Source organism: Limimaricola cinnabarinus LL-001 (assembly GCF_000466965.1).
Classification (GTDB): Bacteria; Pseudomonadota; Alphaproteobacteria; order Rhodobacterales; family Rhodobacteraceae; genus Limimaricola; species Limimaricola cinnabarinus.
Genome location: NZ_BATB01000020.1, coordinates 21,665 through 43,391, shown reverse-complemented (window position 1 = coordinate 43,391; position 21,727 = coordinate 21,665). Strand labels below are relative to the sequence as shown.

Sequence of the window (21,727 nt, the reverse complement as noted above, 5' to 3'; positions counted from 1 at the left end):
GCGCAGTCGATCAGATCAGGGCCCGGAGTGTCGCCGTGAAACCGCTTGCCTCTCGAACGAAAATCCTGGCCCTGGCCTGCGCCGGGCTGACCTTGGCGGCCTGCGCGCCGCGCGTGCCCGACAGCGGCGCCGCGATGCGCGAGGCGCAGCTGACCGGCACCTTCGGCGATCAGCCCGCCAGCTTCGGCGCGCCGGCGGGTGGTGCCATCGCCAGCACCGAGCTGTCGGCGGCGGGCATCGGCGCGGCTTCGGGGCAGGACCTCGAGCGGCGCGGCGGGGTGCAGGCCAGCCCGACCAACGCGATGCCGACCGCCAACGGCGCCGCGATCTCCGACGAGCAGAGCTTCGACGCCGTGGCGGGCCGCGAGACGATCCAATCCGACGCCGAGCGCCGCGCCCAGCAGGCTGCCGCCTATCAGGTGATCCAGCCCACCGCGCTGCCGCAGCGTGCGGGCGACACCGGGCCGAACATCGTCGAATACGCGCTGAACGCCCCCAACAAACGCGGGCAGGAGTGGTATTCGCGCTTCGTGCTCGGGACCATGGGCAACCGGTTCGAGCGCAACTGCGCCGCCTACCGCTCGCCCGACGAGGCGCAGCGCGACTTCCTCGCGCGCGGCGGCCCCGAGCGTGACCCCAAGGGCATCGACCCCGATGGCGACGGTTTCGCCTGTGGCTGGGACCCGGCGCCGTTCCTCGCGGCGGTCGGCCGCTAGGGCGCGATGCCGCTGTCGCCGAATCATGGGCCGCGACGCCTTGGCGCGCGGCCCGATCTCGTGGTGATCCACTATACTGCCATGACCAGCCATGACGAGGCGCTGGCCCGACTGTGCGATCCCGAGCCGAGGTTTCGGCGCATTGGCTGATCTCCGGCAGCGGCGCGGTCACCGGGCTGGTGCCCGAGGATCTGCGCGCCTGGCATGCCGGGGCGGGGCGCTGGGGCGGCGTGAGCGACGTGAACTCCCGCTCCATCGGCATCGAGCTCTACAACCGGGGCGACCATCCCTTCGCCGGACCGCAGATGGCGGCGCTCGAGAAGTTGCTCGGGGAACTCATGGTGCGCTGGTCGATCCGTCCCGAACGGGTGATCGGCCATTCCGACATGGCGCCGGGCCGCAAGGACGACCCCGGACCGCGCTTCGACTGGCGCCGGCTGGCGCAGCACGGGCTGTCGGTCTGGCCCGAGAGGGGGCAGGCGCCGCCCGTCTCGTCCTCCGGCTTCGACGATCTGGCGCGGCGGTTCGGCTATACCGCCGAGGCGTCTCACGAGCTGCGGCTCAGGGCCTTTCGCCTGCGGTTTCGCCCACGTGCCCACGGGCCGGTCGAGGCCGCCGACATGGCGCTGATCGCCGATCTCGCCGCGCGCTTTCCCGTTGACCGGGACGCGCCCGCGGCATAGGCCACGAGGGCGCGGATGGCTGGATGGCCGCGGGCCTTCACAGGTTCGAGGAAAGTCCGGACTCCACAAGGCACGGTGCCGGGTAACGCCCGGCCGGGGCAACCCGAGGGAAAGCGCCACAGAGAACAGACCGCCCCGGTCAATGCGTCGAAGGTTCGCCTTCGTCGGAACCGGGGTAAGGGTGAAACGGTGGGGTAAGAGCCCACCGCGGGACGGGCAACCGGACCGGCACGGCAAGCCCCACCGGGAGCAATGCCAAATAGGGACCTCGCGCGGGTGCTGATCCGGGTTTGCCGGATATCGCCGCAGGGACGCCTGACCCCGAGAGGTCCGGGTTGGCAGCTTCAGGCGCTCTGGTAACAGGGTGTCGAGATGAATGGTCATCGCCGGGGGCGACCCCGGGACAGAATCCGGCTTACAGGCCATCCGCGCAAATCGACCACGGGTCATCCCGGCCCGTTTCCCGGTTGACAGCGCCTCGCGCGCGGTTAAAAGCCGGGTCTCAGACGTATTCACGCGGGCGCCGTCAACGCGCACGCCCCGCGAGCAGGAGAGACGACCATGGCGAAGCCGACGACGATCAAGATCCGCCTGAACTCGACCGCGGGGACCGGCCACTTCTACGTGACCAAGAAGAACGCCCGCACCATGACCGAGAAGATGGTCGTGCGGAAGTACGACCCCGTCAAGCGCGAGCATGTCGAATACAAGGAAGGCAAGATCAAGTGATCTGAGCCGTTCCGACGGAATTCAGGGCCGCGTTCCGCAAGGAGCGCGGCCTTTTCGTTATGGATCGGCCTGTACCAACGGCCAGTCGCGCGCCGCCGCCGTGGCAGGCGACATGCGGCTTCGCGAGGCCAGCAGGTAGAAATCGCGCCGCCCCCGGAGCACATGACCCATCGCCTGTACCAGCCGACCGGCAGCGAGGTCGCGGTCCACGAGGAACTGGCTCGCCAGCGCCACACCTTGTCCCGCCAGCGCCGCGTCGAGCCCGAGCGTGGTCTGGCTGAAGCGGATGCCGCGGGGGTGGGCAGCGCGCATGCCGGGAAAAGCCTCGCGCAGGTAGCGCGGCCAAAGGTTGTGCGTATCATGCAGGAGCGTAAGGGCGGACAGGGTCTCGGGACCGAAGGGCGGGGCGATGCCGGGGGTCATGTCGGGCGCGCAGACTGCAAGGATCTCCTGGCGGAACAGCGGGTCGGCGCGGATGCTGGCGCCGAAGGGCGGCTCGCCCTGCCGAACGGCAAGGTCGATCCCGTCGGAATGAAAGCTGGTCACCCGCTCGGTCGCCATGACCCTGAGATCGATCTCGGGATGGGCGGTACCGAAACCGGGCAGGCGAGGGATGAGCCATTTGGAAGCGAAAGTCGGCGTCACCGAGATGGTGACGTGCTCCGGCGCGGGCCTGAGTCGCGCCGTCGCCTCCGACAACTGTGCAAAGGCCTGCGAAACGGCGGCGTGGTAGGCGCGGCCCTCTTCGGTCAGCGACAGCCCGCGCGCCTCGCGCAGGAACATCCGCAGCCCCATCTGCGCCTCAAGCCCGCGCACATGCTGCGCCACCGCCCCTTGCGTGACGCCCAACTCATCGGCAGCGGCGCGGAAGGTCAGGTGCCGGCCCGCCGCCTCGAAGGCGCGCAGGGCATTGAGCGGGGGCAGGGCGGTGCGGCGCGACATGATAGGTTTTCTACTGACAGGCTGTAGTGCTTCTGAATCGTCACGACAGCCTAACGCGATTACCTGATATGACAACGGGCCGCTCGGGGCGGCCTCGACACGCCATTCGGGAGAGCTTCGTGACGGTAGAAAATATCGAATGCACCATGCCCGACAGGCCTTCGCGGCGCGCCTTCTGGCGCGATCCCCGGGTCGCCTTCATGGTGAAATGGATCGCCAGCGTGATCCAGATCGCGGGTTATGCCGCGACCGCCTTCGGCGTCACACCGCTTAATCTCTACCTGTTTCTTGGCGGTGTGGTGGGCTGGCTCGCCATGGGGTTCATCTGGAACGACCGGGCGATCATGCTGATCCACTTCGTAGCACTCGGCGCGATGCTGGCCGGGATGGCGAGCGGCTAGACCCCGAGCCTGTCACGCAGCGAAAACCATGTCATCGCCAGCGTCAGCAGCGGCGCGCGCCAGTCTGCGCCGCCCGGAAACTCGGGCACCGGCAGGCGCGAAAAGGTGTCGAACCGCCCAGCTTGCCCCGCGACCGCCTCGGCCATGACGCGGCCCGCCATGCCCGACAGCGCCACGCCGTGCCCCGAAAACCCCGCGCCCGAAAGGATGTTGGGACCGATGCGTTGCAACGAGGGCAGGCGCGACATGGTGATGCCCAGCGTGCCGCCCCAGACATTGTCGATGCGCACGTCCGAGAGCTGCGGGAACAGGCTCTGCATCCGGGCGCGCAGCTTGGTGGTGATGTCGGTCGGAAAGCCGATAGAATAGCTTTCGCGTCCGCCAAAGAGAAAACGGCGATCCTCGGTCATGCGGTAGTAGTTCACCACGAAACGCGAATCGGCCACCGCGATGTCGCGCGACAGCACCTCGCGCCAGCGATCCCCGAGCGGTTCGGTCGCGGCGATGAAGCTGTTGATCGGCATCACTTTCGCCGCGACCTCGGGCATGATGCCGGGGAGGTAGCCGTTGCCGGCAAGGATCACGTGGTCTGCCGTCACGCGGCCATGGGGCGTGTGCAGCACTGCCGGTTCGCCGCGCTCGACGCGGGTGACCTCGGTCAGCTCGTGGATCGTGGCCCCGGCGGCCTCGGCCTCGCGCGCCAGCGCGCGGGCATAGCGCAGCGGGTGCAGATGCCCCGCGCCCTCGTCTATGAGGCCGCCGTGATAGGCCTCGGTCTTCACGATCCCGCGGATCTTGTCTCGGCCCAATGGTTGGATCGCGTCATAGCCATAGGCGTGCGAGAGGTGCTCGGCCTCGGCTCGGTCGGCCTCGGCCTCCTTCGTGGAATAGGCCCCATGCACCACGCCGGGCAGGTAGCGAGCCTCGGGCGCGTGGGTCTCGCAGAACTCGCGCAGCTGGCGTTTGGCCTCCTCGGCGAGGTCCCAAAGCTGCCGGGCGGGGCTTTCGCCCAATCGTTGCTCCAGCCAGAGCTGCCCCTTGTTGAAGCCCGACCCGACCTGACCGCCATTGCGCCCCGAGGCGCCGAAGCCCGCGCGATGCGCGTCGAGCACGACGACATCGAGCCCGGCGCGCGCCGCCGTCAGCGCGGCCCAGAGACCGGTGAAGCCCGCGCCGACAATGGCCACGTCGCAGCGACGGTCGTGGTTGAGTGGCGCGCGGTCGGCCACCGGCTCGGCCGTGGCGGCATACCAGCTGCGCGGCATCTGGCCGGGGCGGTCGTTGCGATAAAGCGGGTTCATACGTTGAGCAGCAGGTGCTGGCGCTCCCACGGGCTGATCACCTGCAGGAACTCGTTGTATTCGGCGCGCTTGACGATCGAGTAGACGCGCACGAACTCGGGCCCCAGTACCTCGTGCAGCTCCTTGGCGCTGTCGAAGAGGTCGAGCGCGGCATAGAGCCCCTGCGGGATCTCGTCGGCGGCCTCGTAGGCGTCGCCTCGGAAACGCTTGTCCGGCCAGATCTCGTTTTTCATGCCCAGATATCCGCAGGCCAGGGAGGCGGCGATGCAGAGATACGGGTTGCAGTCCATCCCGGCGAGCCGGTTTTCCACGCGGCGCGCCTGCGGCGGCGAGATCGGCACGCGGATGCCGGTGGTGCGGTTGTCGCGGCCCCATTCGAGATTGATCGGGGCGGCGTGGTCGCGCACGTAGCGGCGGAACGAGTTCACATAGGGCGCGATCATCGCGATCACGCTCGGCATATGCTCCTGCAGACCACCGATGAAGTTGAAGAAGGCGTCGGTCTCGCCACCCTGCGGCCCGGTGAACAGGTTGCGCCCCTTGGCGTCGATGATCGAGTGGTGGACATGCATCGCCGATCCGGGCTCGCCCTCGATCGGCTTGGCCATGAAGGTGGCGAAGCAGTCATGCTTGAGCGCCGCCTCGCGGATCAGCCGCTTGAAGAAGAACACCTCGTCGGCGAGCTTCACCGGATCGCCATGGCGCAGGTTGATCTCGAGCTGGCCCGCGCCGCCCTCCTGCGTGATGCCGTCGATCTCGAAGCCCTGTATCTCGGCATATTCGTAGATGTCGTCGATCACGGGGCCGTATTCGTCCACGGCGGTCATCGAATAGGCCTGCCGCGCAGCGGCAGGGCGACCGGTGCGGCCCAGCATCGGCTCGATCGCCTTGGCCGGATCGACGTTGCGACCGACGAGATAGAACTCCATCTCCGGCGCGATCACCGGGGTCCAGCCCTCGGCCTTGTAGAGATCGACCACGCGCTTGAGCACGTTGCGCGGCGAACATCCGACGGGGCGGCCCTTCTGGTCATAGGCGTCGTGGATAACCTGCAGCGTGCCATCGGCGGCCCACGGCGCGGCGGTAGTTGTGGCGAGGTCGGGCCGCAGCACCATGTCGGGCTCGACAAAGCCCTCGGGGCCCGCCGCCTCGCCCCAGTCACCAGTGATCGTTTGAAAGAAGATCGAGTTGGGCAGGTGGAAGAACTGCTGGCGCTCCCACTTGGCGGCGGGGACGGCTTTGCCGCGGGCAATGCCCGGCAGATCGGCGATCACGCATTCCACCTCGTCGAGGCGGTGCTGATCGAGATAGAGGCGGGCGGCTTCGGGGATCTCGTCGATCCAGCTCATGCGGCCCCCTTCAGCACGCGGGCCATGCGCTCGGCCAGAACATCGGCGTCCACCGGTTTGTCGAGGTTGGCGAGCGCGTGGTCGATGTGCTCTTGCGCCACGACGCCGATGGCGCGGGTCGTGGCGAGACCTTCGATGAAGCGCGCGCCGAACTCGGGGTGAGGCTGCACGGTGAAGACATGATCGCCCCAAGCCAGTGCGGCATGGGCGCAAAAGTCGTTGGCCGCACAGATCCGCGCCCCCTCGGGCAGCGTCACCACCTGGTCCTGATGCCAGGCGTTGAGCGCGATCTCGCGCCCCTCGAAATCATAGCTCTTGCGGCCCACCGACCAGCCGCCGACGAATTTCTCGACCCGGCCGCCAAGGGCCTGGGCGATGATCTGATGGCCGAAGCAGACTCCGACGAGCGGTGTCCCGGCGGCGTGGATCTTGCGGATCAGCGTCTCCAGGGGCGCGATGAAGGCGTGATCCTCATAGGCGCCATGCCGGGAGCCGGTGATGAGCCAGCCGTCGCACTCCCCAACGCTTCGGGGGAAATCCATCGCCTCCACGTCGTAGCGGCGGAAGACGAAGCCATGCCCATCGAGCAGCCGCTCGAACAGGTCCGAATAGTCGCCAAGCTCCGGCCGCAGCGCGTCTGGCGCGTGGCCGGTCTCAAGAATGCCGATCTGCATGAAGCACCGTGTCTAGGAATACCCGGAAGCTAGTCCGCGAGAGGGGCTGGGGCAAGCGGATCAGACCGTGTCGAGATAAAGCTCGAGTTGCTGGTCGGGGCTGAGCTCGGCCATGTAGTGCAGCTCTTGGCGCTTGGTCATCACCAGATTGTCGATCAGGAGCTGCGGAAAGATGCGCCGGACCATCTCCGAATTCTCGAAGGCGTCGATCGCGGCGCCCCAAGTCTGCGGGATCTGCGCCATTTCCTGCTCGTAGGCGTTGCCGACGATGGGCGGGGGCGGGGTCATCGCGTCCTCGATACCGACCAGCGCCGAGCCGAGCACGGCGGCGAGGAACAAATAGGGGTTCACGTCGCCCCCCGCGACCCGGTGTTCGATCCGCCGCGCGGCGGGCGATCCGCCGGGCACGCGCACCGAAGCGGTGCGGTTGTCATAGGCCCAGCAGATGCCGGTGGGCGCATGGCTGTCGGGCACCAGCCGGTCATAGCTGTTGGCATGCGGCGCGAAGGCCAGAGCGCAGTCGGGGATGCCCTTGAGACAGCCCGCGATGGCATGGCGCAGCACCGGCGTGCCGTCATGGCTGCCATCGGCGAAGATGTTGTTTCCGGCCTCGTCGAGCACCGAGAAATGGGTGTGCAGCCCGTTTCCGGCAAACTCCTCATAGGGTTTCGCCATGAAGCTCGCGGCCATGCCGTGCTTGCGCGCCAGCCCGCGCACCAGCATCTTGAACAGCCATGCGTCGTCGGCGGCCTTGAGCGCGTCCGGGACGTGCATCAGGTTGACCTCGAACTGGCCCAGCCCCACCTCGGAGATCGCCGCCTCGGCGGGAATGTCCATCAGCTCGCAGGCGTCGTAGAGATCGTTGAAGAAGATGTCGAAGGCATCGAGTGCGCGCAGGCTCAGGATGTCGGCCCCGGCACGGCGCTTGCCTGAGCGCGGGCTCTTGGGCTGGCGGATCTCCTTGCCGCTGTCGTCGATGAGATAGAACTCCATCTCGGTCGCCACCACAGGGTTCAGTCCGCGCGCCTTGTAACGCTCGACGACGCGGCCCAGCGCGTGGCGCGGATCGCCGTCAAAGGGCTCGCCATCCTCGGTGTACATCCACAAGGGCAGAAGCGCCGAGGGGATCGACAGCCACGGCATCGGCACATAGCCGCGCTCGGTCGGGCGCAGCACGCCGTCGGGGTCGCCGATCTCGAACACCAGCGGGCTGTCCTCCACGTCCTCGCCCCAGATGTCGAGGTTCAGCACCGAAAGCGGAAATCGCGTGCCTTCCTCCTCGATCTTGCGCGCGAAGCGGACGGGCACGCGCTTGCCGCGGGCCTGACCGTTGAGGTCGGCGGCACCGACGCGGATGTTGCGGACATCGGGATGCTCGTCGAGCCAGCTCATCTGAATATCGTCCTGAAACCACCGCGTCGCCGGGCGCCGGCGGCATCGGGGAGATGTCGGTTGAGACGGCGCCCGATCAGCCCCATCACGCCGATCACCACCAAGGTCAGCAGGATGAAATATCCCGCTAGGATCGGATAGGGCACGAAGGGGTTGAAGGTCTTGTCCGCGAAATACGAGGCATAGTAAAGCGCGTCGCCTTGCTGCCGCGAGGCCGGAAAGCCGGAGAAGAACACCAGCGTCGTCGCATGGAACAGGAAGATCGCCTCGTTGGTATAGGCGGGCCATGCCAGCCTGAGCGTCGTGGGCCAGACCACGCGGCGGAACTTGGACCAGCCCGACAGCCCGTAGGCGTCGGCGGCCTCGACCTCGCCCTTCGGGACCGATTGCAGCGCACCGTAGAAAATTTCGCCCGAATAGGCGGCGGTGTTGAAGAACAGCACCACGGCCGCGCCCAGCCATGCCGAGGTCAGCGCGTCGAAGGCCGGAACCTGCCCCTTGAGCGACAAGAACAGGAAATAGGCGAAGAAGAACTGAATGAAGAGCGGCGAGCCGCGAAACAGGAAGATCACCCATTGGGCGGGCTTGCGGAACCATGCCGAGCGCGACGCCTTGCCCACCGCGAGAGCGGTGGCCAGCGCAAAGCCCGACAAGAGCGCCACGACGCCGAAATAGACGTTCCAGATCATGCCCGAGCCGATCAGCACGACCTGCTGGCACAGCGTGAAGTCCGAGCGCGGCAGCAGCCGCTCCCCATAGCCCAGCGAGCGCAGCCCGTACTCCATGAGGGTGTCGTAGCAGCTCATGGCGGGCCCGCCTTGTTCATGCCGATGGGGCCGGTGCGCTTGTGGCTTCCAAGCGTCGCCTGCCCATGGCTGAGCCGCAGCATGATCCGGTCGAGCACGATCTCGGAGATCCGGGTGAAGGCGAGGTAGAACACCAGAAGGAACAGGAAGTACCACATCCGCCAGTCGCCATGCGGATAGGCAGTGAATTGCGGTGTCTTGGTCGAACCCAGTTCGCGCGCCCAGTAGACGATGTCCTCGACGCCCAGAAGGAACAGCAGCGGCGAGGCCTTGATCAGCACCATCCAGAGGTTCGACAGGCCGGGCAGGGCATAGACCCACATCTGCGGCACGGTGATGCGGCGAAACACCTGACGGCGGGTCATGCCGTAAGCCTCGGCGGTCTCGATCTGCGCCTGCGGCACGGCACGCATCGCACCGTAGAGCACGTTGGCGGCGAAAGCGCCGAAGACGAGGGCGAAGGTGAAGACGGCGAGCCAGAAGCCATAGACCTCGTGCACCCATTGGGCCGAGGTCGAGAGCGGCATCTTGGCCTCGGCGCAGACGACGAAGTCGCTGCCTTGCCGGATCGGCTGATCCCAGTCGGGGCACTTGGCCTTGTGGCGCAGCCATTCGATACCCTGATCGAGCGCGATCACGAAAAACAGGAAGAAGGCGATGTCGGGCACGCCGCGCACCACGGCGATATAAGCGCGGCCCAGCCAGGACAGCGGCGCGATACGCGACCGCGCCGCCACCGCGCCGCCAAAGCCGAAGGCCAGCGCCACGGGAGCGGTCACCGCAAGCAGCAGCAGCACGGTGCCGAAGGCCCCGTAGAAGGCGAGATGCTTGCCCGTGGTCAGGTAGCACCAGAGCCAGCTCAGGCCGGAGAGGGTTTCGGGATCGGCGCAGGATGCGAACATGGGAGCTTTCGATCGGGGCGGCGCGGGGCCGCCCCGGTGGTCATTCGGCGGATAGGCTTATTCGAAGGTCTGGGTCTCTTCGCCGAACCACTTGATCAGCAGCTCGTTGAGCGAGCCGTCATCCTTCATCGACTGGATCGCCGCGTCGAGCTTGTCGCGCAGTTCGCCGTCGCTCTCGCGCAGGCCGACACCGATGCCGTCACCGAGAGGTACGTCGTCGCCCACGAACATCAGCTCGCCACCCGACGCCTCGATGATCGGCACGAGGAAATCCTTGTCGGCGAAGATCGCGTCGGCCTCGCCGTTGCGCACCGCGGCCACCGCTTCGTCGGGGGTGGCGAACTCCAGAAGCGCCGCGCCGCTGTCGGCGACATGGCTGGCCTGAATGGTGGTGGCCTGCGCCGAGACGACGCCGCCGGTCAGGTCCACGTCCTCGGAGGGCGCGGCATAGGCCGAGGCGGCGGGCGGGAAGTAGTTCTGGGTGAAGTCGATGACCTCGTCACGCTCGTCGGTGATGCTCATTCCGGCGATGATCGTGTCGTAGTTGCCAGATACGAGGTTGGGGATGATCGAATCCCAGTCGTTGGTAACCCATTCGCAGGTCAGCTCGGCGCGCGCGCAGATCTCGTCGCCAACCTCGCGCTCGAAGCCGTCGACCTCGCCCGCATCGTTGAGGAAGTTGTACGGAGGGTAGGCGCCCTCGGTGCCCAGACGAACGGTCTGCATGTGGCTCTCGGCCAGCGCGGCGCCGGAGCCCAGCGCCAGAAGCGCGGTCGAAAGGATCAGGGTCTTCATCGTGTTGTGGTCTCCTGTTGGGGAAAGGGCCGTGCCCGCTCTCAGGCGGGCTGCGGATGCGGGGCGGAGTGCGACAGGAACTGCCGCAGCCGCTCGGATTTCGGGTTGCCGAACAGCTCGGCAGGCGGGCCTTGCTCCTCGATCAACCCCTTGTGCAGGAACACCACGTGATCGGCCACGTCATGCGCCATGCGCATATCATGGGTGACGATGATCATGGTACGGCCCTCCTCGGCCAGATCCTTGATCACCCGCACCACCTCCTGCTCCAGCTCGGGGTCGAGCGCGCTTGTCGGCTCGTCGAACAACAGGGCGCGCGGCTCCATGCACAGCGCGCGGGCGATCGCGGCGCGCTGCTGCTGGCCACCAGAAAGCTGCGCGGGCCAAGCGTCGGCCTTGTCGCCGATGCCGACTTTGGCAAGGTACTCGCGGGCCTTAGCCTCGACTTCGGCGCGGGGCCGACCGAGCACCGTCACCGGCGCTCCATGACGTTCTGCAGGATCGTCATATGTGCCCAGAGGTTGAACTGCTGGAACACCATGGCAAGGTTGGTGCGGATCCGGGTGACCTGTTTCGCATCGGCCGGGCGGCGATCGAGGCCCTTGCCCTTCCAGCGCACCGGCTCGCCCTCGAAGATCACGTCGCCCTGCTGGCTGTCCTCCAGAAGGTTGCAGCAGCGCAGCAGCGTCGACTTGCCCGATCCCGACGATCCGATCATCGACACGACGTGCCCGGCGGGCGCGGTGATGTCCACGCCCTTGAGCACTTCGAGCGTCCCGTAGGACTTGTGCAGATTGCGGATTTCAATGACCGGCTTGCTGTCGCTCACGTGCTCTCATGTCCCCTGTCTGGCGACCGAGTAGGGGACAGTTTCACACGAAATGCAACGGGGACCGCGCCTCTGCCCCGGCGTCAGCTACGCCACGGAAAACCGGTTTCGCTCAGCCCTGCATCCGTCCGGCGGCGCGCTGCCGCGCGCGGGCGCTGTCGGGGTCAGACACGCCCAGCATCGGGGCCACCATGCGCATCAGCGCGTCCTCCTCGGCCTCGCGCTGCCCATCGGCGAGCGCGATCTCCCAAAGCGCTTCGATCACCGCCTCGCGGTCCTCGTAGGACACCGCGTCTTTGATGGCGCGGGTGAAACGCACGGTGTCGGGGGCCTCGGCCTCCATCACCTCGCAATCGGCGCGCAGGGCCTCGGCTTCGGCCTCGTCCAGCGCGTAGCGGGTGCGCAGGATGCGCAGGATGCGCCGCGCCTCCTCGGGGCTGTAATGGCCATCGGCACGTGCGAGGCGCACCAGCAGCGCGCCGAGTGCAAGACGCGCGTCGGCATCGGGAAGGCGCTCGGGCGCGGGATCGGTGAGGCGGCGGAGGAGATCTGCGAACATGGGGCCAATATAGAAGGCCCTGCGGCGAGGGGAAGGCCCTTGGGATCACGAGGCCGGGCGTCAGGGCTGCGGGGCCAGCGAGGCAAAGCGCGCCGAGAGCCATTGCGCCTGTTCGTGAAAGCCGAACGGCGGGTTCACTACGAAAAGCCCCGAACCGGTCATGCCGTGACCCTCCCGCGCGGGCGGAAAGGCGACCTCGTGGCGCACGCCATCAGCGATATCGCGCCCCAACGCGCGCAGCATCGGGGCATGGGGCCGGTCGCGCAGGATCGGGTACCACAGCACAATCGTGCCCACGCCCCATTTCTTGGAGATGCGGCGGATCGCCTGCGGAATGGCGCGGTAATCCTCCTTGATCTCCCAGCTCGGATCGATGAGCAGCAGGCCGCGTCTCGGCTCGGGCGGGGTCAGCGCCACCGCCATCTCGATTCCGTCGCGGCGGTGCACCTTGGCCCGGTCACCCAAATGTGCGGCCAGCGCCGCGTGCTCCTGCGGGTGCAACTCGGCGAGGTGCATCGCATCGCTTGCGCGCAGAAGCCTTGCTGCAATCTCGGGCGATCCGGGGTAGGCTCTGGCGCCATGTTCCGCGCGGGTCGCCTCCAGCGTGCGGCGATAGGGGTGCTGCGTGTCGAACCATCCCGCCACGCGCTCCACGCCCTGCGCCGCCTCGCCGGTCTTGGCGGCCTCTGACGCGTCGAGCCGGTAGAGCGCGCGGCCCGCATGGCTCTCGAGATAGCTCAGGGGCTTGGGTTTGCGGCCCATGTAGTCGAGCATCCACGCGAGCGCGGCGTGCTTGTGCACATCGGCGAGGTTTCCCGCGTGATAGGCGTGCTGGTAGGACAGCATGAACGTCTCCTTCGGCCCCTCGGCGACACCTCACCGACTAGCGGCGGGGCGGGGGCGGGGCAAGCCGTGGCCCGCGCGCCACGCCCGGCGGCGAACTGCGCGCAAGATTTGCTTACCGGCGCACGCGACGTATCTGCTAGACTAGATCCACCCGAAAGGACCCGCCCATGCGCCGCCTCCTGCTTGCCGCTCTCGCTCTTTCCCCGCTCCCCGCCATGGCCGGCGCGCTCGACCAGCCGATGGTCGAACCGATGATCGTGCCCGCTCCGGCAGCACCGGGCCGGGCGCTGGGCTTCACTCTGCGCGGCGGTCTGGCGGCTTCGCCCACCTATTTCGGCTCGGACGAATACGAGGTTGGGCCGGATCTGGGCTTCGCGCTCGACCGGCTGCGGTTCGGCCCGTTCGACATCGGCAACGACGATCCGGGCTTTGTCTCCACAGGCTTCGGCCTGCGCGGCTCGTTTCGCTACATCGGGGAGCGCGAGGGCAGCGACGTCGAGAACGTGGCCGGGCTCGACGATATCGACGCCGCGCTCGAATTGGGTCTGGGCGCCTCCTACGACACCGAGAGCTTCGGCGTCTTCGCCGATGTGCGGCGCGGGTTCGGCGGACATGAAAGCTACGTGGCCGAGCTTGGGGCCGACGCCTATCTGCGCCCCTCCGACCGGCTGACGCTGCGCGCGGGCCCGCGCGTGCTGTTTGGTGACGACGATTATGCACAGACCTATTTCGGCACGCCGGGCTACACCGCCGATGGCGGCCTGATCTCGGCCGGGGCCGAGCTGGGCGCGATCTACGAGTTCAGCGACAGCTGGGGCCTCGACGGGGCCGTGACCTACGAACGGCTGATGAACGACGCCGCCGACAGCCCGATCAGCCTCGACGACGACCAGTTCGGCGCGCGGCTGGGTCTCACCCGAGAGGTCGATTTCCGGTTCTGAGGCGGCGCCGCGCCACGCGGCCTCTTTGCTGGCGGGAAAAACCCTCATCCGTGGTAGGCTTGGAGCCTATGTCATCGGTAACGGGAGGGCTCTTCCCATGTTTCGTCTTGCCATCCTTCTTGCGGCGCTCGCCTTCGGCGAGCCCGCCACCGCCCAGACGACACCCAGCCGCGAGGAGGTGTCGCGCGTCGGCGCCTGCGTGCAGGCCGCCGCCGCGCGCGGCTCGCGGTCGCAGGTGCTGTCGCAATGCATGGACATCATTGCGGGAGGCTGCCGCAGCCAGACCACGATCGAGATCGCCGATTGCGTGATGCGCGAGGCCGGCGCTTGGGACAGCTGGCTGAACGCTTGGTGGGGACCCATGCGGGCGCGGGCGCAGGCGAATGGCAGCTGGGAACGCCTGCTTGCCGCGCAGCGTCAATGGATCAAGGATCGGGATGCCGAATGCCGACGCGCCTATGACCGCGCGGGTGGCGGTTCGATCCGGGTGATCTACGGTGCCGAGTGCCAGCGCGATCTGACCGCGCGCAAGGCGATCGAGTTCTACTTCATCCTCTACCGCTGACGCAAAGGGCCGCCCCCGAAGGAGCGGCCCTGTCACGATCCGGCGTTTCGCCTCAGACCAGCCGCGAGGTTTCCACGGCGGCGCGCACGAAATCCGCGAAAAGCGGGTGCGGCGCGAAGGGCTTGGACTTCAGCTCGGGGTGGAACTGCACGCCGATGAACCACGGATGATCCTTCCACTCGACGATCTCGGGCAGGCGGCCGTCGGGCGACATGCCCGAGAAGCACAGGCCCTTGGCTTCGAGCGCCTCGCGGTACTTGGTGTCGACCTCGTAGCGGTGGCGATGCCGCTCCTCGATGCGGCTGGCGCCGTAAACCTCGGCCACCTTCGAGCCTTCCGTCAGGGCCGCCGTGTAGGCGCCGAGGCGCATCGTGCCGCCCTTGTCGTCGCCGATCGCGCGCTCGACCACGTGGTTGCCCTGGATCCATTCCTTGAGGTGATAGACCACCGGCTCGAACCGGCGCTTGCCCGCCTCATGATCGAACTCTTCCGATCCGGCGGTCTTGAAGCCCGCGACGTTGCGCGCCGCCTCGATCACCGCCATCTGCATCCCGAGGCAGATCCCCAAATAGGGGATGCCGCGCTCTCGTGCGAATTGCGCGGTCTTGATCTTGCCCTCGGTGCCGCGCTCGCCAAAGCCGCCGGGCACGAGGATCGCGTGGTAGCCTTCGAGATAGGGGCCCGGGTCCTCGCGGTCGAAGACTTCGCTGTCGACCCATTCGACCTTGACGCGGACCTTGTTGGCCATGCCGCCATGGGTCAGCGCCTCCTTGATCGACTTGTAGGCGTCCTCGAGCTGCACGTATTTGCCGACGATGGCGACGCGGACTTCGCCCTCGGCATGGGTCAGCCTGTCGTTCACATCGTGCCAGCGCGCGAGGTTGGGCTTGGGCGCGGGCGCGATGCCGAAGGCGTCGAGCACGGCCTGGTCGAGCCCCTCGCGGTGATAGGCCAGCGGCGCCTCGTAGATCGATTTGAGGTCGTAGGCCGCGATCACGCTCTCCTTGCGCACGTTGCAGAAGAGACCGATCTTTTCGCGCTCCTTTTCCGGGATCGGATGCTCGGAGCGGCAGACCAGGACGTCGGGCGCGATGCCGATCGAGCGCAGCTCCTTGACCGAGTGTTGCGTCGGTTTGGTCTTCAGCTCTCCGGAGGCGGCGACATAAGGCAGCAGGGTAAGATGCATGAAGATGCACTGACCGCGCGGGCGCTCCTGCGCGAATTGCCGGATCGCCTCGAAGAAGGGCAGGCCCTCGATGTCGCCGACCGTGCCACCGATCTCGCAGAGCTGGAAATCGACCTCATCGGCGCCGATCGAGAGGAAATCCTTGATCTCATTGGTGACGTGCGGAATCACTTGGATCGTCTTGCCGAGGTAGTCGCCGCGGCGCTCCTTTTCGAGCACGTTCGAATAGATCCGCCCCGACGAGACCGAGTCGGTGCGCCGCGCCGCAACGCCGGTGAACCGCTCGTAATGGCCCAGATCGAGATCGGTCTCGGCGCCATCATCGGTAACGAAGACCTCGCCGTGCTCGAACGGGCTCATCGTGCCCGGATCGACGTTGAGATAGGGATCGAGCTTGCGCAGCCGGACCGTGTAGCCGCGGGCCTGCAGGAGCGCACCCAGCGCCGCCGAGGCCAGTCCCTTGCCGAGCGAGGAGACAACGCCGCCGGTGATGAAGATGTAACGCGCCATGGTCGGAAGTACCCCGTGATCGTCGAATGAGCATCGAATGGAAGACTGCCGCGAAACGTGGGTTTCGCGGCATCACGGGATTTGAGGATACCCGGATTCGGCCCGTGACCGCAACCGGGGGCGCAAGATCATGTGGCCGAATTCGGCCGACGCCCAGTGATTGTGGGTGGCTTTACTCGGCCTGCGGCACGATGGGGCCGTCGGAGGCCGAGGGCGGCAACAGGCTGCCACCGCCGAGATCGGTGCTGGGTGCGCTGTCCTGCGCCGGTGCCGAGCCGCTCAACCGGTCAAGTACCGATCCGCCCGCCGAGTTTTCGGCCGCGATGATCGTCAGTGCGATCGATGTGACGATGAAGGCCGCCGCGAGGCCCCAGGTGACCTTGCCCAGTGCCGTGGCCGCGGCCCGGCCCGACATCACGCCGCCACCGCCGCCGCCCATGCCGAGGCCGCCCCCTTCGGAACGCTGCAGCAGCACCACGCCGATCAGCGACAGCGCGAGGATCAGGTGGACGATCAGAACGACGTTTTCCATGCGGACCTCTGCGAGCGACGGGGTGTGGCGGAACGCGCCGTATCTAGAAGAGGGCGGCCCGTGTCGCAACCCCGAAGTGGGCCCGCGAGAGGGTCGAAGCCAGTTTGCGGTTTCGCCAAGCCGCGCCCGGCGCTATAGGGACGCCGGATTGCAAGACCGGAGAGGGTACGTCCATGGCGAATGTGGTGGTCGTCGGCACCCAGTGGGGCGACGAGGGCAAGGGCAAGATCGTGGACTGGCTGTCCGAGCGGGCGGACGTGATCGCGCGCTTTCAGGGCGGTCACAACGCGGGCCATACGCTGGTCGTCGGCGGCGAGGTCTACAAGTTGCATGCGCTGCCCTCGGGCGTGGTGCGCGGCGGCAAGCTTTCGGTCATCGGCAACGGCGTCGTGCTCGACCCGTGGCACCTGCTGAAGGAAATCGAGGGCATCCGCGGCCAAGGCGTGGAGATCACCCCCGAGACGCTGATGATTGCCGAGAACACGCCGTTGATCCTGCCGTTCCACGGTGAACTGGACCGCGCGCGCGAAGGGCTCAGCACCGTCGCCAAGATCGGCACCACCGGGCGCGGCATCGGCCCCGCCTATGAGGACAAGGTCGGACGCCGTGCGATCCGCGTCGCAGATCTCGCCGACGACGCGACGCTTCAGCTGCGGCTCGACCGGGCGCTCGTGCATCACAACGCGCTACGGGCGGGCCTCGGCTTGGCCGAGATCGACCGCAACGCCGTGCTCGATCAGCTGCGCGAAATCGCGCCCGAGATCCTGAAATACGCGGCCCCCGTCTGGAAGGTGCTGACAGAGCGCCGTCGTGCCGGGCAGCGGATTCTGTTCGAAGGCGCGCAGGGCGCGCTTCTGGACATCGATTTCGGCACCTATCCCTTCGTGACGTCCTCGAACGTCATCGCGGGGCAGGCGGCCACCGGCACCGGCGTCGGCCCGAATGCCATCGATTTCGTGCTCGGTATCGTCAAGGCCTATACCACCCGCGTCGGCGAAGGCCCGTTCCCGACCGAACTGCATGACGAGGACGGCCAGCGTCTGGGCGAACGCGGCCACGAATTCGGCACCACCACGGGCCGCAAGCGCCGCTGCGGCTGGTTCGACGCCTGCCTCGTGCGCCAGACCTGCGCGACCTCCGGCGTGTCGGGCATTGCGCTGACCAAGCTCGACGTGCTCGACGGGTTCGAGACGCTCAAGATCTGCACCGGCTACGAGCTGGATGGCGAGCGCTACGACTACCTGCCGACGGCCGCCGACCGTCAGGCGCGTTGCGTGCCGGTCTATGAGGAGATGCCCGGCTGGCAGGAATCAACCGCCGGTGCGCGGTCGTGGGCCGATCTTCCGGCGCAGGCGATCAAGTATATCCGCCGTATCGAGGAACTGATCCAGTGCCCGGTGGCCATGGTTTCGACCAGCCCCGAGCGTGACGACACGATCCTCGTCACCGATCCGTTCGCGGATTGAGGGGGCGGGGCTGATGGCGCGCAAGCTCTCGATCAAGGCGCGGCGACGGTTGTCGCTGCTGATCCTGCTGGTGGGCCTGCCGGGCTACATCATCGTGGCGATCACGCTGGTGGGGCTGTTCGACCGGCCCTCGATCCTCGTGGAACTGGCGATCTACGTGGGCTTGGGCTTTCTCTGGGCCTTGCCGTTCCGGCGGATCTTTCTCGGCGTCGGCAAGGCCGATCCGAACGAAGACCGCGATGACGGCTGATCCGGTCTTTCGTAGTCGAGACGAGAAAGGGCGGCGCCTTCCGGTGCCGCCCTTTTCGTTGGGATAGTGCCTTCGACCGGACCGGTTTACCCGGCGCGGCGCTCGGGGTTGAAACGGCTCGACGAGGCGACGGTGAAACGGCCGCTGCGCACCCGCTTGAGCATGCCCTGCCGCAACAGCGTGCCAAAGCTGCGCAGGCCGTCCTCGCGGCTGATCGGCTCGGGGCAGACCTCGCGCACCCGGTCCATCAGCTGCGGCCTCGAGAAGTCCTCGGCTCCTTCGACGAAGGCGGTATAGGCCGCCGCGGCCTCCAGCAGATCGCCCAGATCATGCGCCCCCATCCGGGTGGCGAAATCGCTGAAGCTCTCCGCACCGGCAGAGGCGCTGTCCACGGTCCGGGGGGCGGGCGTCGCCTCAGGCGCGCCGTCCGAACCGGTCCGGGGGCGGCTCTCGGTCTCGGGTTCGGTCCCGGCGACCGCGACGCGGCGGGGCCGCACGGGAACGCTGCGGCTCTGGGCAGGCTCGTCGGCGATGTCGACGCGCTGCGAGGCGACGAGCTTGAGCGGCGCCGGGCGGGGCCGGTCGGGGCGGGGCTGCGGGGCGGCATCGGCGGTCTCGGTGCCCTGCACGGGCAGAACGGGACGCCGGGGGCGGACGGCTTGACGCAGATCGTCCCGGAAGGCTTCTTCGGCGCTCTGGCGCTGCTCGACCTCTCCCAGTTGACGTGCCGCCTCGGTGGCGGCGACGGCGGCCTTGAGCTGCGAGATCGCCTCACGGCGGCGGCCCGACTCGGGATCGTCCATCCGCTCGGCCGTGGCCGACATCAGGCGCGACATGTCCGCCTCGTCGGTGCCGAGCGACTGCGCTCCGAGGGGACGGTCCGATCCGGTATCTTCGTCTTCGGGCGTGTCGCCCTCGGCTTTTGCCGCATCCTCATGGCGTCGGTCATGCGCAACATCGCGTTCCGTGTCGGAGCGGTCGTCGATGTTGAAAACGAACTCCTTCGGCATGCCGAAGGCGTCCTCGGCCTGATCGTCCTCAGCCCGGTCCTCTTCGGCTTGGTCGGGCTCGGCCGGAGTCTCGTCGGGGGCGTCGAGCGCGGCCTCATCGAAGGCAGGCTCGCTCTGTTTGGCGTCGTCTGCCTGCGCGATCTCCTGGCATGCCGGGCCCTCCTGATCGAAGCCCATTTCCCGCTCCAGCGCCGCGAGCTCCTCGAGAAGGGCGCGTTCGGCATCCTCGGAAAGCTGGGCGTCGGTGCGGGGCGCGGCACTCTGCGTTGCAGGATCGCTGTCCGGTTCGGCCGTTGCCGCAGGCTCAGCTTGCGCGGGAACAACGTGTTCGGGGGCTTCGGCACCATCGGTCTCGAGCGTCGCCCCGTCGGACCGGGTCTCCGCCTGGGCCGTCTGCGGCGCAGCGGCGCTCGACGCGGCCTGCGGTTCAGCCGCATCCGTCTCGGCTGCGGCCGGATCGGGCTGTTCGTGCGATACCGGCGGCATCGACGCAGCTTCGGCTTCGATCATGCGGTGGGCTTCGCCACGGGCGAGGGCGCGGTCGAAATCGGCCTTGCGCATCCGCACGACACGGGCACGCGTCGGATGCGCAACGGTTGCCTCAGGCTGAGCCTCGGTGCCAACTTCTTCCGTCTGCTCGACGGGGGCAGGGGCTTTCGCGGCATCCTCGGTGGAGCGCGACGACTGCGCAGCGGCACGCTGGGGGGCGGTGTCGAACATGCCGGCGGCGGGGCGCTGCGCGGCGGGGGCGATGTCCTCCTCCTCGTCGTCGGCGAAACCGGTTTGGCGGCCGACCACAGCGCGGATGCGCTGCAGCTTGGCCGCGACGCTATCGCCGTCCTGCGCCGTGCGCGGCCGAGCGGTCTGCGGCGCCGGTGTGGACCATTCGGTTTCGGGCTCAGCTACGGCCTCTTGCGTCTCGGTCTCGACCGGCGCGGCATCGACCGGCTCGGGCATGACCGGCGCGACAGCGGGCGTCCGGGATTGGACCTGACGCGGCGCTTCGGCGGCACGGGGGGCGGGCTGTGCGGCCGGTTCCGGAGCCGCCTCGGCATGTCGGGTCGATTCGACGCTCTCCGCCGCAGGCTGCGCTGCAAGAGCAGGCTGCGGCTCGGCAGCGGGTCGCGCCTCTTGTGCGGGCTGCGCTTGAGGAGCAGGTTGCGCCATGGGCGGCAGCGCCTGACCGGTGCGCAACACGATGCCGCTGCTCTCGGTGCGGGCCTCGACCTGCGGGCCACTTCGCGTTCGGCGATGCGGGCCAGCATCTCGGCATCCGGCGTCGGCGGCTCGGCCCCGAAATACCGGTCGTCCGATGCCAGATCGCGGAAATACTCTGCAATGGCCTTCATCGTGTCGAAGGAGTCGTCGAACCCCTCCAACGTGCAGGAAAATGTCCCGTAGGACACCGTAAGTATCTTGCTTGATCCAACCATCTCAGCGCTCGCTTTCTACCCTGTCCACGCTGATGTAGCAGTGAATGGGTTTGAATCAGGACCGCGATCCGGGTGGCCATGGGGTGATTTCATGGCAAGACTGCGGCGAACCGTTCGGCTTGTGGCGATGATGAAGGGCGAGCATGGCAATTGTCCAGTGCATTGATGCGATTACCTTGCTGGGCGGCGGGTCCTTGGGCGAGGGGGATCTGGCGCTCGCGCTGGCGCGCGCGCCGATCCTCGTGGCGGCCGATGGCGGTGCGCGTCATGCCGCCGCCGTGGGGCAGACGCCGCAGGCCGTGATCGGCGACATGGACAGCCTCGGCGCGGCGGCGGCGCGCTATGTCGACCGGCTGCACGAGATCGCCGAGCAGGACAGCACCGATTTCGACAAGGCCCTGCGCAACATCGACGCGCCGCTGGTGCTGGCGGTGGGCTTCACCGGCGGGAGGCTCGACCACGAGCTGGCCGCGTTCCACGTGCTGGCCGCGCGGCCCGACCGGCGCTGCCTGTTGATCGGGGCCGAAAGCCTCGTCTTTTTGTGCCCGCCCGAGATCGGGCTCGACCTCGTGCCGGGCACGCCTCTTTCGCTGTTTCCCATGGGAGAGGTGGGCTGCGCCTCCGTGGGGCTGCGCTGGGCCACGGACGGCATCCGGTTCTCGCCCGCCGGGCGGGTCGGCACGTCGAACGAGGTGACGGGGCGGGTGGTGCTGCGCCCTTCCGCGCCCCTGATGCTCGCCATCGCGCCGCGCGCGGCGCTCGACGCGGTGATCGCGGGTCTCGGCGCGGCCACCGCCTGCTGGCCCCCACGCTAGGCCGCGCGGGGCGGACATGGCCGCACAATCTCTCTGCGCGAGGTCAACCCCGCGCGGGCCCTTGCGGGCTTTGCAAAACCGCCCCCAGCCGTTAT

At 67.8% G+C, this 21,727-nt stretch carries 22 protein-coding genes, 1 other RNA gene and 2 pseudogenes; 11 read left to right on the top strand and 14 right to left on the bottom strand.

What is annotated here, in order from left to right; translation table 11 throughout:
- Nucleotides 1-35: 35 nt before the first annotated feature.
- The 4 genes and pseudogenes from MBELCI_RS08990 to rpmG all read left to right on the top strand — a co-directional run bounded on the left by MBELCI_RS08990 (nt 36) and on the right by rpmG (nt 2,128).
- Complete coding sequence (locus MBELCI_RS08990; protein WP_021693877.1) at nt 36-716, top strand: hypothetical protein; 681 nt, start codon at nt 36-38, stop codon at nt 714-716.
- A 6-nt stretch (nt 717-722) separates the two neighbouring features.
- A pseudogene (locus MBELCI_RS08985) lies at nt 723-1,399 on the top strand (N-acetylmuramoyl-L-alanine amidase).
- Nucleotides 1,400-1,410: 11 nt separating this feature from the next.
- Nucleotides 1,411-1,833, top strand: an RNA gene (gene rnpB / locus MBELCI_RS19280) — RNase P RNA component class A.
- Nucleotides 1,834-1,960: 127 nt separating this feature from the next.
- Complete coding sequence (gene rpmG / locus MBELCI_RS08980; protein WP_017928995.1) at nt 1,961-2,128, top strand: 50S ribosomal protein L33; 168 nt, start codon at nt 1,961-1,963, stop codon at nt 2,126-2,128.
- Nucleotides 2,129-2,185: 57 nt separating this feature from the next.
- Here rpmG and MBELCI_RS08975 read toward each other — a convergent pair whose 3' ends face one another.
- The gene (locus MBELCI_RS08975; RefSeq protein ID WP_021693874.1) at nt 2,186-3,070 is read right to left on the bottom strand and encodes a LysR substrate-binding domain-containing protein; all 885 of its coding nucleotides are present in this window, start codon (nt 3,068-3,070) and stop codon (nt 2,186-2,188) included.
- A gap of 146 nt (nt 3,071-3,216) precedes the next feature.
- On the opposite strand from MBELCI_RS08975, the gene MBELCI_RS08970 reads away from it, so the two are divergent.
- The gene (locus MBELCI_RS08970) at nt 3,217-3,471 is read left to right on the top strand and encodes a DUF6552 family protein (protein ID WP_045319920.1); all 255 of its coding nucleotides are present in this window, start codon (nt 3,217-3,219) and stop codon (nt 3,469-3,471) included.
- Here the strand turns inward: MBELCI_RS08970 and MBELCI_RS08965 are convergent.
- The 10 genes and pseudogenes from MBELCI_RS08965 to MBELCI_RS08920 all read right to left on the bottom strand — a co-directional run bounded on the left by MBELCI_RS08965 (nt 3,468) and on the right by MBELCI_RS08920 (nt 12,924).
- A complete protein-coding gene (locus tag MBELCI_RS08965; RefSeq protein WP_021693872.1) occupies nt 3,468-4,772 on the bottom strand; it encodes an NAD(P)/FAD-dependent oxidoreductase in 1,305 nt (434 codons plus the stop codon). The genes MBELCI_RS08970 and MBELCI_RS08965 overlap by 4 nt on opposite strands.
- Nucleotides 4,769-6,121 (bottom strand): glutamine synthetase family protein, encoded by a 1,353-nt coding sequence (locus tag MBELCI_RS08960; RefSeq protein WP_021693871.1) that lies wholly within the window; start codon nt 6,119-6,121, stop codon nt 4,769-4,771. Before MBELCI_RS08960 ends, MBELCI_RS08965 begins: the two co-directional genes overlap by 4 nt.
- On the bottom strand, nt 6,118-6,795 hold the full coding sequence (locus MBELCI_RS08955) for a type 1 glutamine amidotransferase (protein WP_021693870.1): 678 nt from the start codon (nt 6,793-6,795) through the stop codon (nt 6,118-6,120). Before MBELCI_RS08955 ends, MBELCI_RS08960 begins: the two co-directional genes overlap by 4 nt.
- Before the next feature lie 60 nt (nt 6,796-6,855).
- Nucleotides 6,856-8,187 (bottom strand): glutamine synthetase family protein, encoded by a 1,332-nt coding sequence (locus MBELCI_RS08950; protein ID WP_021693869.1) that lies wholly within the window; start codon nt 8,185-8,187, stop codon nt 6,856-6,858.
- Nucleotides 8,184-8,993, bottom strand: coding sequence for an ABC transporter permease (locus MBELCI_RS08945; protein ID WP_021693868.1), 810 nt, complete (start codon nt 8,991-8,993; stop codon nt 8,184-8,186). Before MBELCI_RS08945 ends, MBELCI_RS08950 begins: the two co-directional genes overlap by 4 nt.
- The gene (locus tag MBELCI_RS08940; protein WP_021693867.1) at nt 8,990-9,895 is read right to left on the bottom strand and encodes an ABC transporter permease; all 906 of its coding nucleotides are present in this window, start codon (nt 9,893-9,895) and stop codon (nt 8,990-8,992) included. The genes MBELCI_RS08945 and MBELCI_RS08940 overlap by 4 nt, the downstream gene beginning before the upstream one ends.
- 57 nt (nt 9,896-9,952) lie before the next feature.
- A complete protein-coding gene (locus MBELCI_RS08935; protein ID WP_021693866.1) occupies nt 9,953-10,690 on the bottom strand; it encodes a transporter substrate-binding domain-containing protein in 738 nt (245 codons plus the stop codon).
- 41 nt (nt 10,691-10,731) lie between these two features.
- Nucleotides 10,732-11,519, bottom strand: a pseudogene (locus tag MBELCI_RS08930) (ABC transporter ATP-binding protein).
- Nucleotides 11,520-11,631: 112 nt separating this feature from the next.
- Nucleotides 11,632-12,078, bottom strand: a complete 447-nt coding sequence (locus tag MBELCI_RS08925) for a tellurite resistance TerB family protein (RefSeq protein WP_021693864.1) — start codon at nt 12,076-12,078, stop codon at nt 11,632-11,634.
- Nucleotides 12,079-12,138: 60 nt separating this feature from the next.
- A complete protein-coding gene (locus MBELCI_RS08920) occupies nt 12,139-12,924 on the bottom strand; it encodes a 23S rRNA (adenine(2030)-N(6))-methyltransferase RlmJ (RefSeq protein ID WP_021693863.1) in 786 nt (261 codons plus the stop codon).
- Nucleotides 12,925-13,091: 167 nt separating this feature from the next.
- On the opposite strand from MBELCI_RS08920, the gene MBELCI_RS08915 reads away from it, so the two are divergent.
- Nucleotides 13,092-13,865, top strand: coding sequence for a MipA/OmpV family protein (locus MBELCI_RS08915; protein ID WP_021693862.1), 774 nt, complete (start codon nt 13,092-13,094; stop codon nt 13,863-13,865).
- 97 nt (nt 13,866-13,962) lie between these two features.
- Nucleotides 13,963-14,430, top strand: coding sequence for a lysozyme inhibitor LprI family protein (locus MBELCI_RS08910; protein ID WP_021693861.1), 468 nt, complete (start codon nt 13,963-13,965; stop codon nt 14,428-14,430).
- 52 nt (nt 14,431-14,482) lie between these two features.
- Here MBELCI_RS08910 and pyrG read toward each other — a convergent pair whose 3' ends face one another.
- Together pyrG and secG are read right to left on the bottom strand one after the other, a co-directional pair.
- Nucleotides 14,483-16,126 (bottom strand): CTP synthase, encoded by a 1,644-nt coding sequence (pyrG, locus tag MBELCI_RS08905; protein WP_021693860.1) that lies wholly within the window; start codon nt 16,124-16,126, stop codon nt 14,483-14,485.
- Nucleotides 16,127-16,298: 172 nt separating this feature from the next.
- Entirely contained in the window at nt 16,299-16,658 is a 360-nt protein-coding gene (gene secG / locus MBELCI_RS08900) for a preprotein translocase subunit SecG (RefSeq protein WP_021693859.1), read from the bottom strand.
- Between the two features lie 173 nt (nt 16,659-16,831).
- On the opposite strand from secG, the gene MBELCI_RS08895 reads away from it, so the two are divergent.
- Together MBELCI_RS08895 and MBELCI_RS08890 are read left to right on the top strand one after the other, a co-directional pair.
- Nucleotides 16,832-18,124: an adenylosuccinate synthase gene (locus MBELCI_RS08895; protein WP_021693858.1), complete on the top strand. Its 1,293-nt coding sequence runs from the start codon at nt 16,832-16,834 to the stop codon at nt 18,122-18,124.
- 13 nt (nt 18,125-18,137) lie between these two features.
- Nucleotides 18,138-18,374 (top strand): DUF2842 domain-containing protein, encoded by a 237-nt coding sequence (locus MBELCI_RS08890; RefSeq protein WP_021693857.1) that lies wholly within the window; start codon nt 18,138-18,140, stop codon nt 18,372-18,374.
- 86 nt (nt 18,375-18,460) lie between these two features.
- Here MBELCI_RS08890 and MBELCI_RS21005 read toward each other — a convergent pair whose 3' ends face one another.
- Nucleotides 18,461-19,384, bottom strand: a complete 924-nt coding sequence (locus MBELCI_RS21005; protein ID WP_158497375.1) for a hypothetical protein — start codon at nt 19,382-19,384, stop codon at nt 18,461-18,463.
- Between MBELCI_RS21005 and MBELCI_RS21000 the strand changes: the two genes are divergently transcribed.
- Both MBELCI_RS21000 and MBELCI_RS08875 read left to right on the top strand, forming a co-directional pair.
- The gene (locus tag MBELCI_RS21000) at nt 19,322-20,785 is read left to right on the top strand and encodes a hypothetical protein (RefSeq protein ID WP_158497374.1); all 1,464 of its coding nucleotides are present in this window, start codon (nt 19,322-19,324) and stop codon (nt 20,783-20,785) included. The two genes, MBELCI_RS21005 and MBELCI_RS21000, sit on opposite strands and share 63 nt — an antisense overlap.
- A 175-nt stretch (nt 20,786-20,960) precedes the next feature.
- The gene (locus MBELCI_RS08875; protein WP_045319913.1) at nt 20,961-21,632 is read left to right on the top strand and encodes a thiamine diphosphokinase; all 672 of its coding nucleotides are present in this window, start codon (nt 20,961-20,963) and stop codon (nt 21,630-21,632) included.
- Nucleotides 21,633-21,727 lie beyond the last annotated feature (95 nt).

Coding starts and splice junctions, on each gene's coding strand:
- rpmG (WP_017928995.1), top strand. CDS start 1,961: ATGGCGAAGCCGACGACGATCAAGATCCGCCTGAACTCGACCGCGGGG.
- MBELCI_RS08975 (WP_021693874.1), bottom strand. CDS start 3,070: ATGTCGCGCCGCACCGCCCTGCCCCCGCTCAATGCCCTGCGCGCCTTC.
- MBELCI_RS08970 (WP_045319920.1), top strand. CDS start 3,217: ATGCCCGACAGGCCTTCGCGGCGCGCCTTCTGGCGCGATCCCCGGGTC.
- MBELCI_RS08965 (WP_021693872.1), bottom strand. CDS start 4,772: ATGAACCCGCTTTATCGCAACGACCGCCCCGGCCAGATGCCGCGCAGC.
- MBELCI_RS08960 (WP_021693871.1), bottom strand. CDS start 6,121: ATGAGCTGGATCGACGAGATCCCCGAAGCCGCCCGCCTCTATCTCGAT.
- MBELCI_RS08955 (WP_021693870.1), bottom strand. CDS start 6,795: ATGCAGATCGGCATTCTTGAGACCGGCCACGCGCCAGACGCGCTGCGG.
- MBELCI_RS08950 (WP_021693869.1), bottom strand. CDS start 8,187: ATGAGCTGGCTCGACGAGCATCCCGATGTCCGCAACATCCGCGTCGGT.
- MBELCI_RS08945 (WP_021693868.1), bottom strand. CDS start 8,993: ATGAGCTGCTACGACACCCTCATGGAGTACGGGCTGCGCTCGCTGGGC.
- MBELCI_RS08940 (WP_021693867.1), bottom strand. CDS start 9,895: ATGTTCGCATCCTGCGCCGATCCCGAAACCCTCTCCGGCCTGAGCTGG.
- MBELCI_RS08935 (WP_021693866.1), bottom strand. CDS start 10,690: ATGAAGACCCTGATCCTTTCGACCGCGCTTCTGGCGCTGGGCTCCGGC.
- MBELCI_RS08925 (WP_021693864.1), bottom strand. CDS start 12,078: ATGTTCGCAGATCTCCTCCGCCGCCTCACCGATCCCGCGCCCGAGCGC.
- MBELCI_RS08920 (WP_021693863.1), bottom strand. CDS start 12,924: ATGCTGTCCTACCAGCACGCCTATCACGCGGGAAACCTCGCCGATGTG.
- MBELCI_RS08915 (WP_021693862.1), top strand. CDS start 13,092: ATGCGCCGCCTCCTGCTTGCCGCTCTCGCTCTTTCCCCGCTCCCCGCC.
- MBELCI_RS08910 (WP_021693861.1), top strand. CDS start 13,963: ATGTTTCGTCTTGCCATCCTTCTTGCGGCGCTCGCCTTCGGCGAGCCC.
- pyrG (WP_021693860.1), bottom strand. CDS start 16,126: ATGGCGCGTTACATCTTCATCACCGGCGGCGTTGTCTCCTCGCTCGGC.
- secG (WP_021693859.1), bottom strand. CDS start 16,658: ATGGAAAACGTCGTTCTGATCGTCCACCTGATCCTCGCGCTGTCGCTG.
- MBELCI_RS08895 (WP_021693858.1), top strand. CDS start 16,832: ATGGCGAATGTGGTGGTCGTCGGCACCCAGTGGGGCGACGAGGGCAAG.
- MBELCI_RS08890 (WP_021693857.1), top strand. CDS start 18,138: ATGGCGCGCAAGCTCTCGATCAAGGCGCGGCGACGGTTGTCGCTGCTG.
- MBELCI_RS21000 (WP_158497374.1), top strand. CDS start 19,322: ATGCGCAACATCGCGTTCCGTGTCGGAGCGGTCGTCGATGTTGAAAAC.
- MBELCI_RS21005 (WP_158497375.1), bottom strand. CDS start 19,384: ATGCCGAAGGAGTTCGTTTTCAACATCGACGACCGCTCCGACACGGAA.
- MBELCI_RS08875 (WP_045319913.1), top strand. CDS start 20,961: ATGGCAATTGTCCAGTGCATTGATGCGATTACCTTGCTGGGCGGCGGG.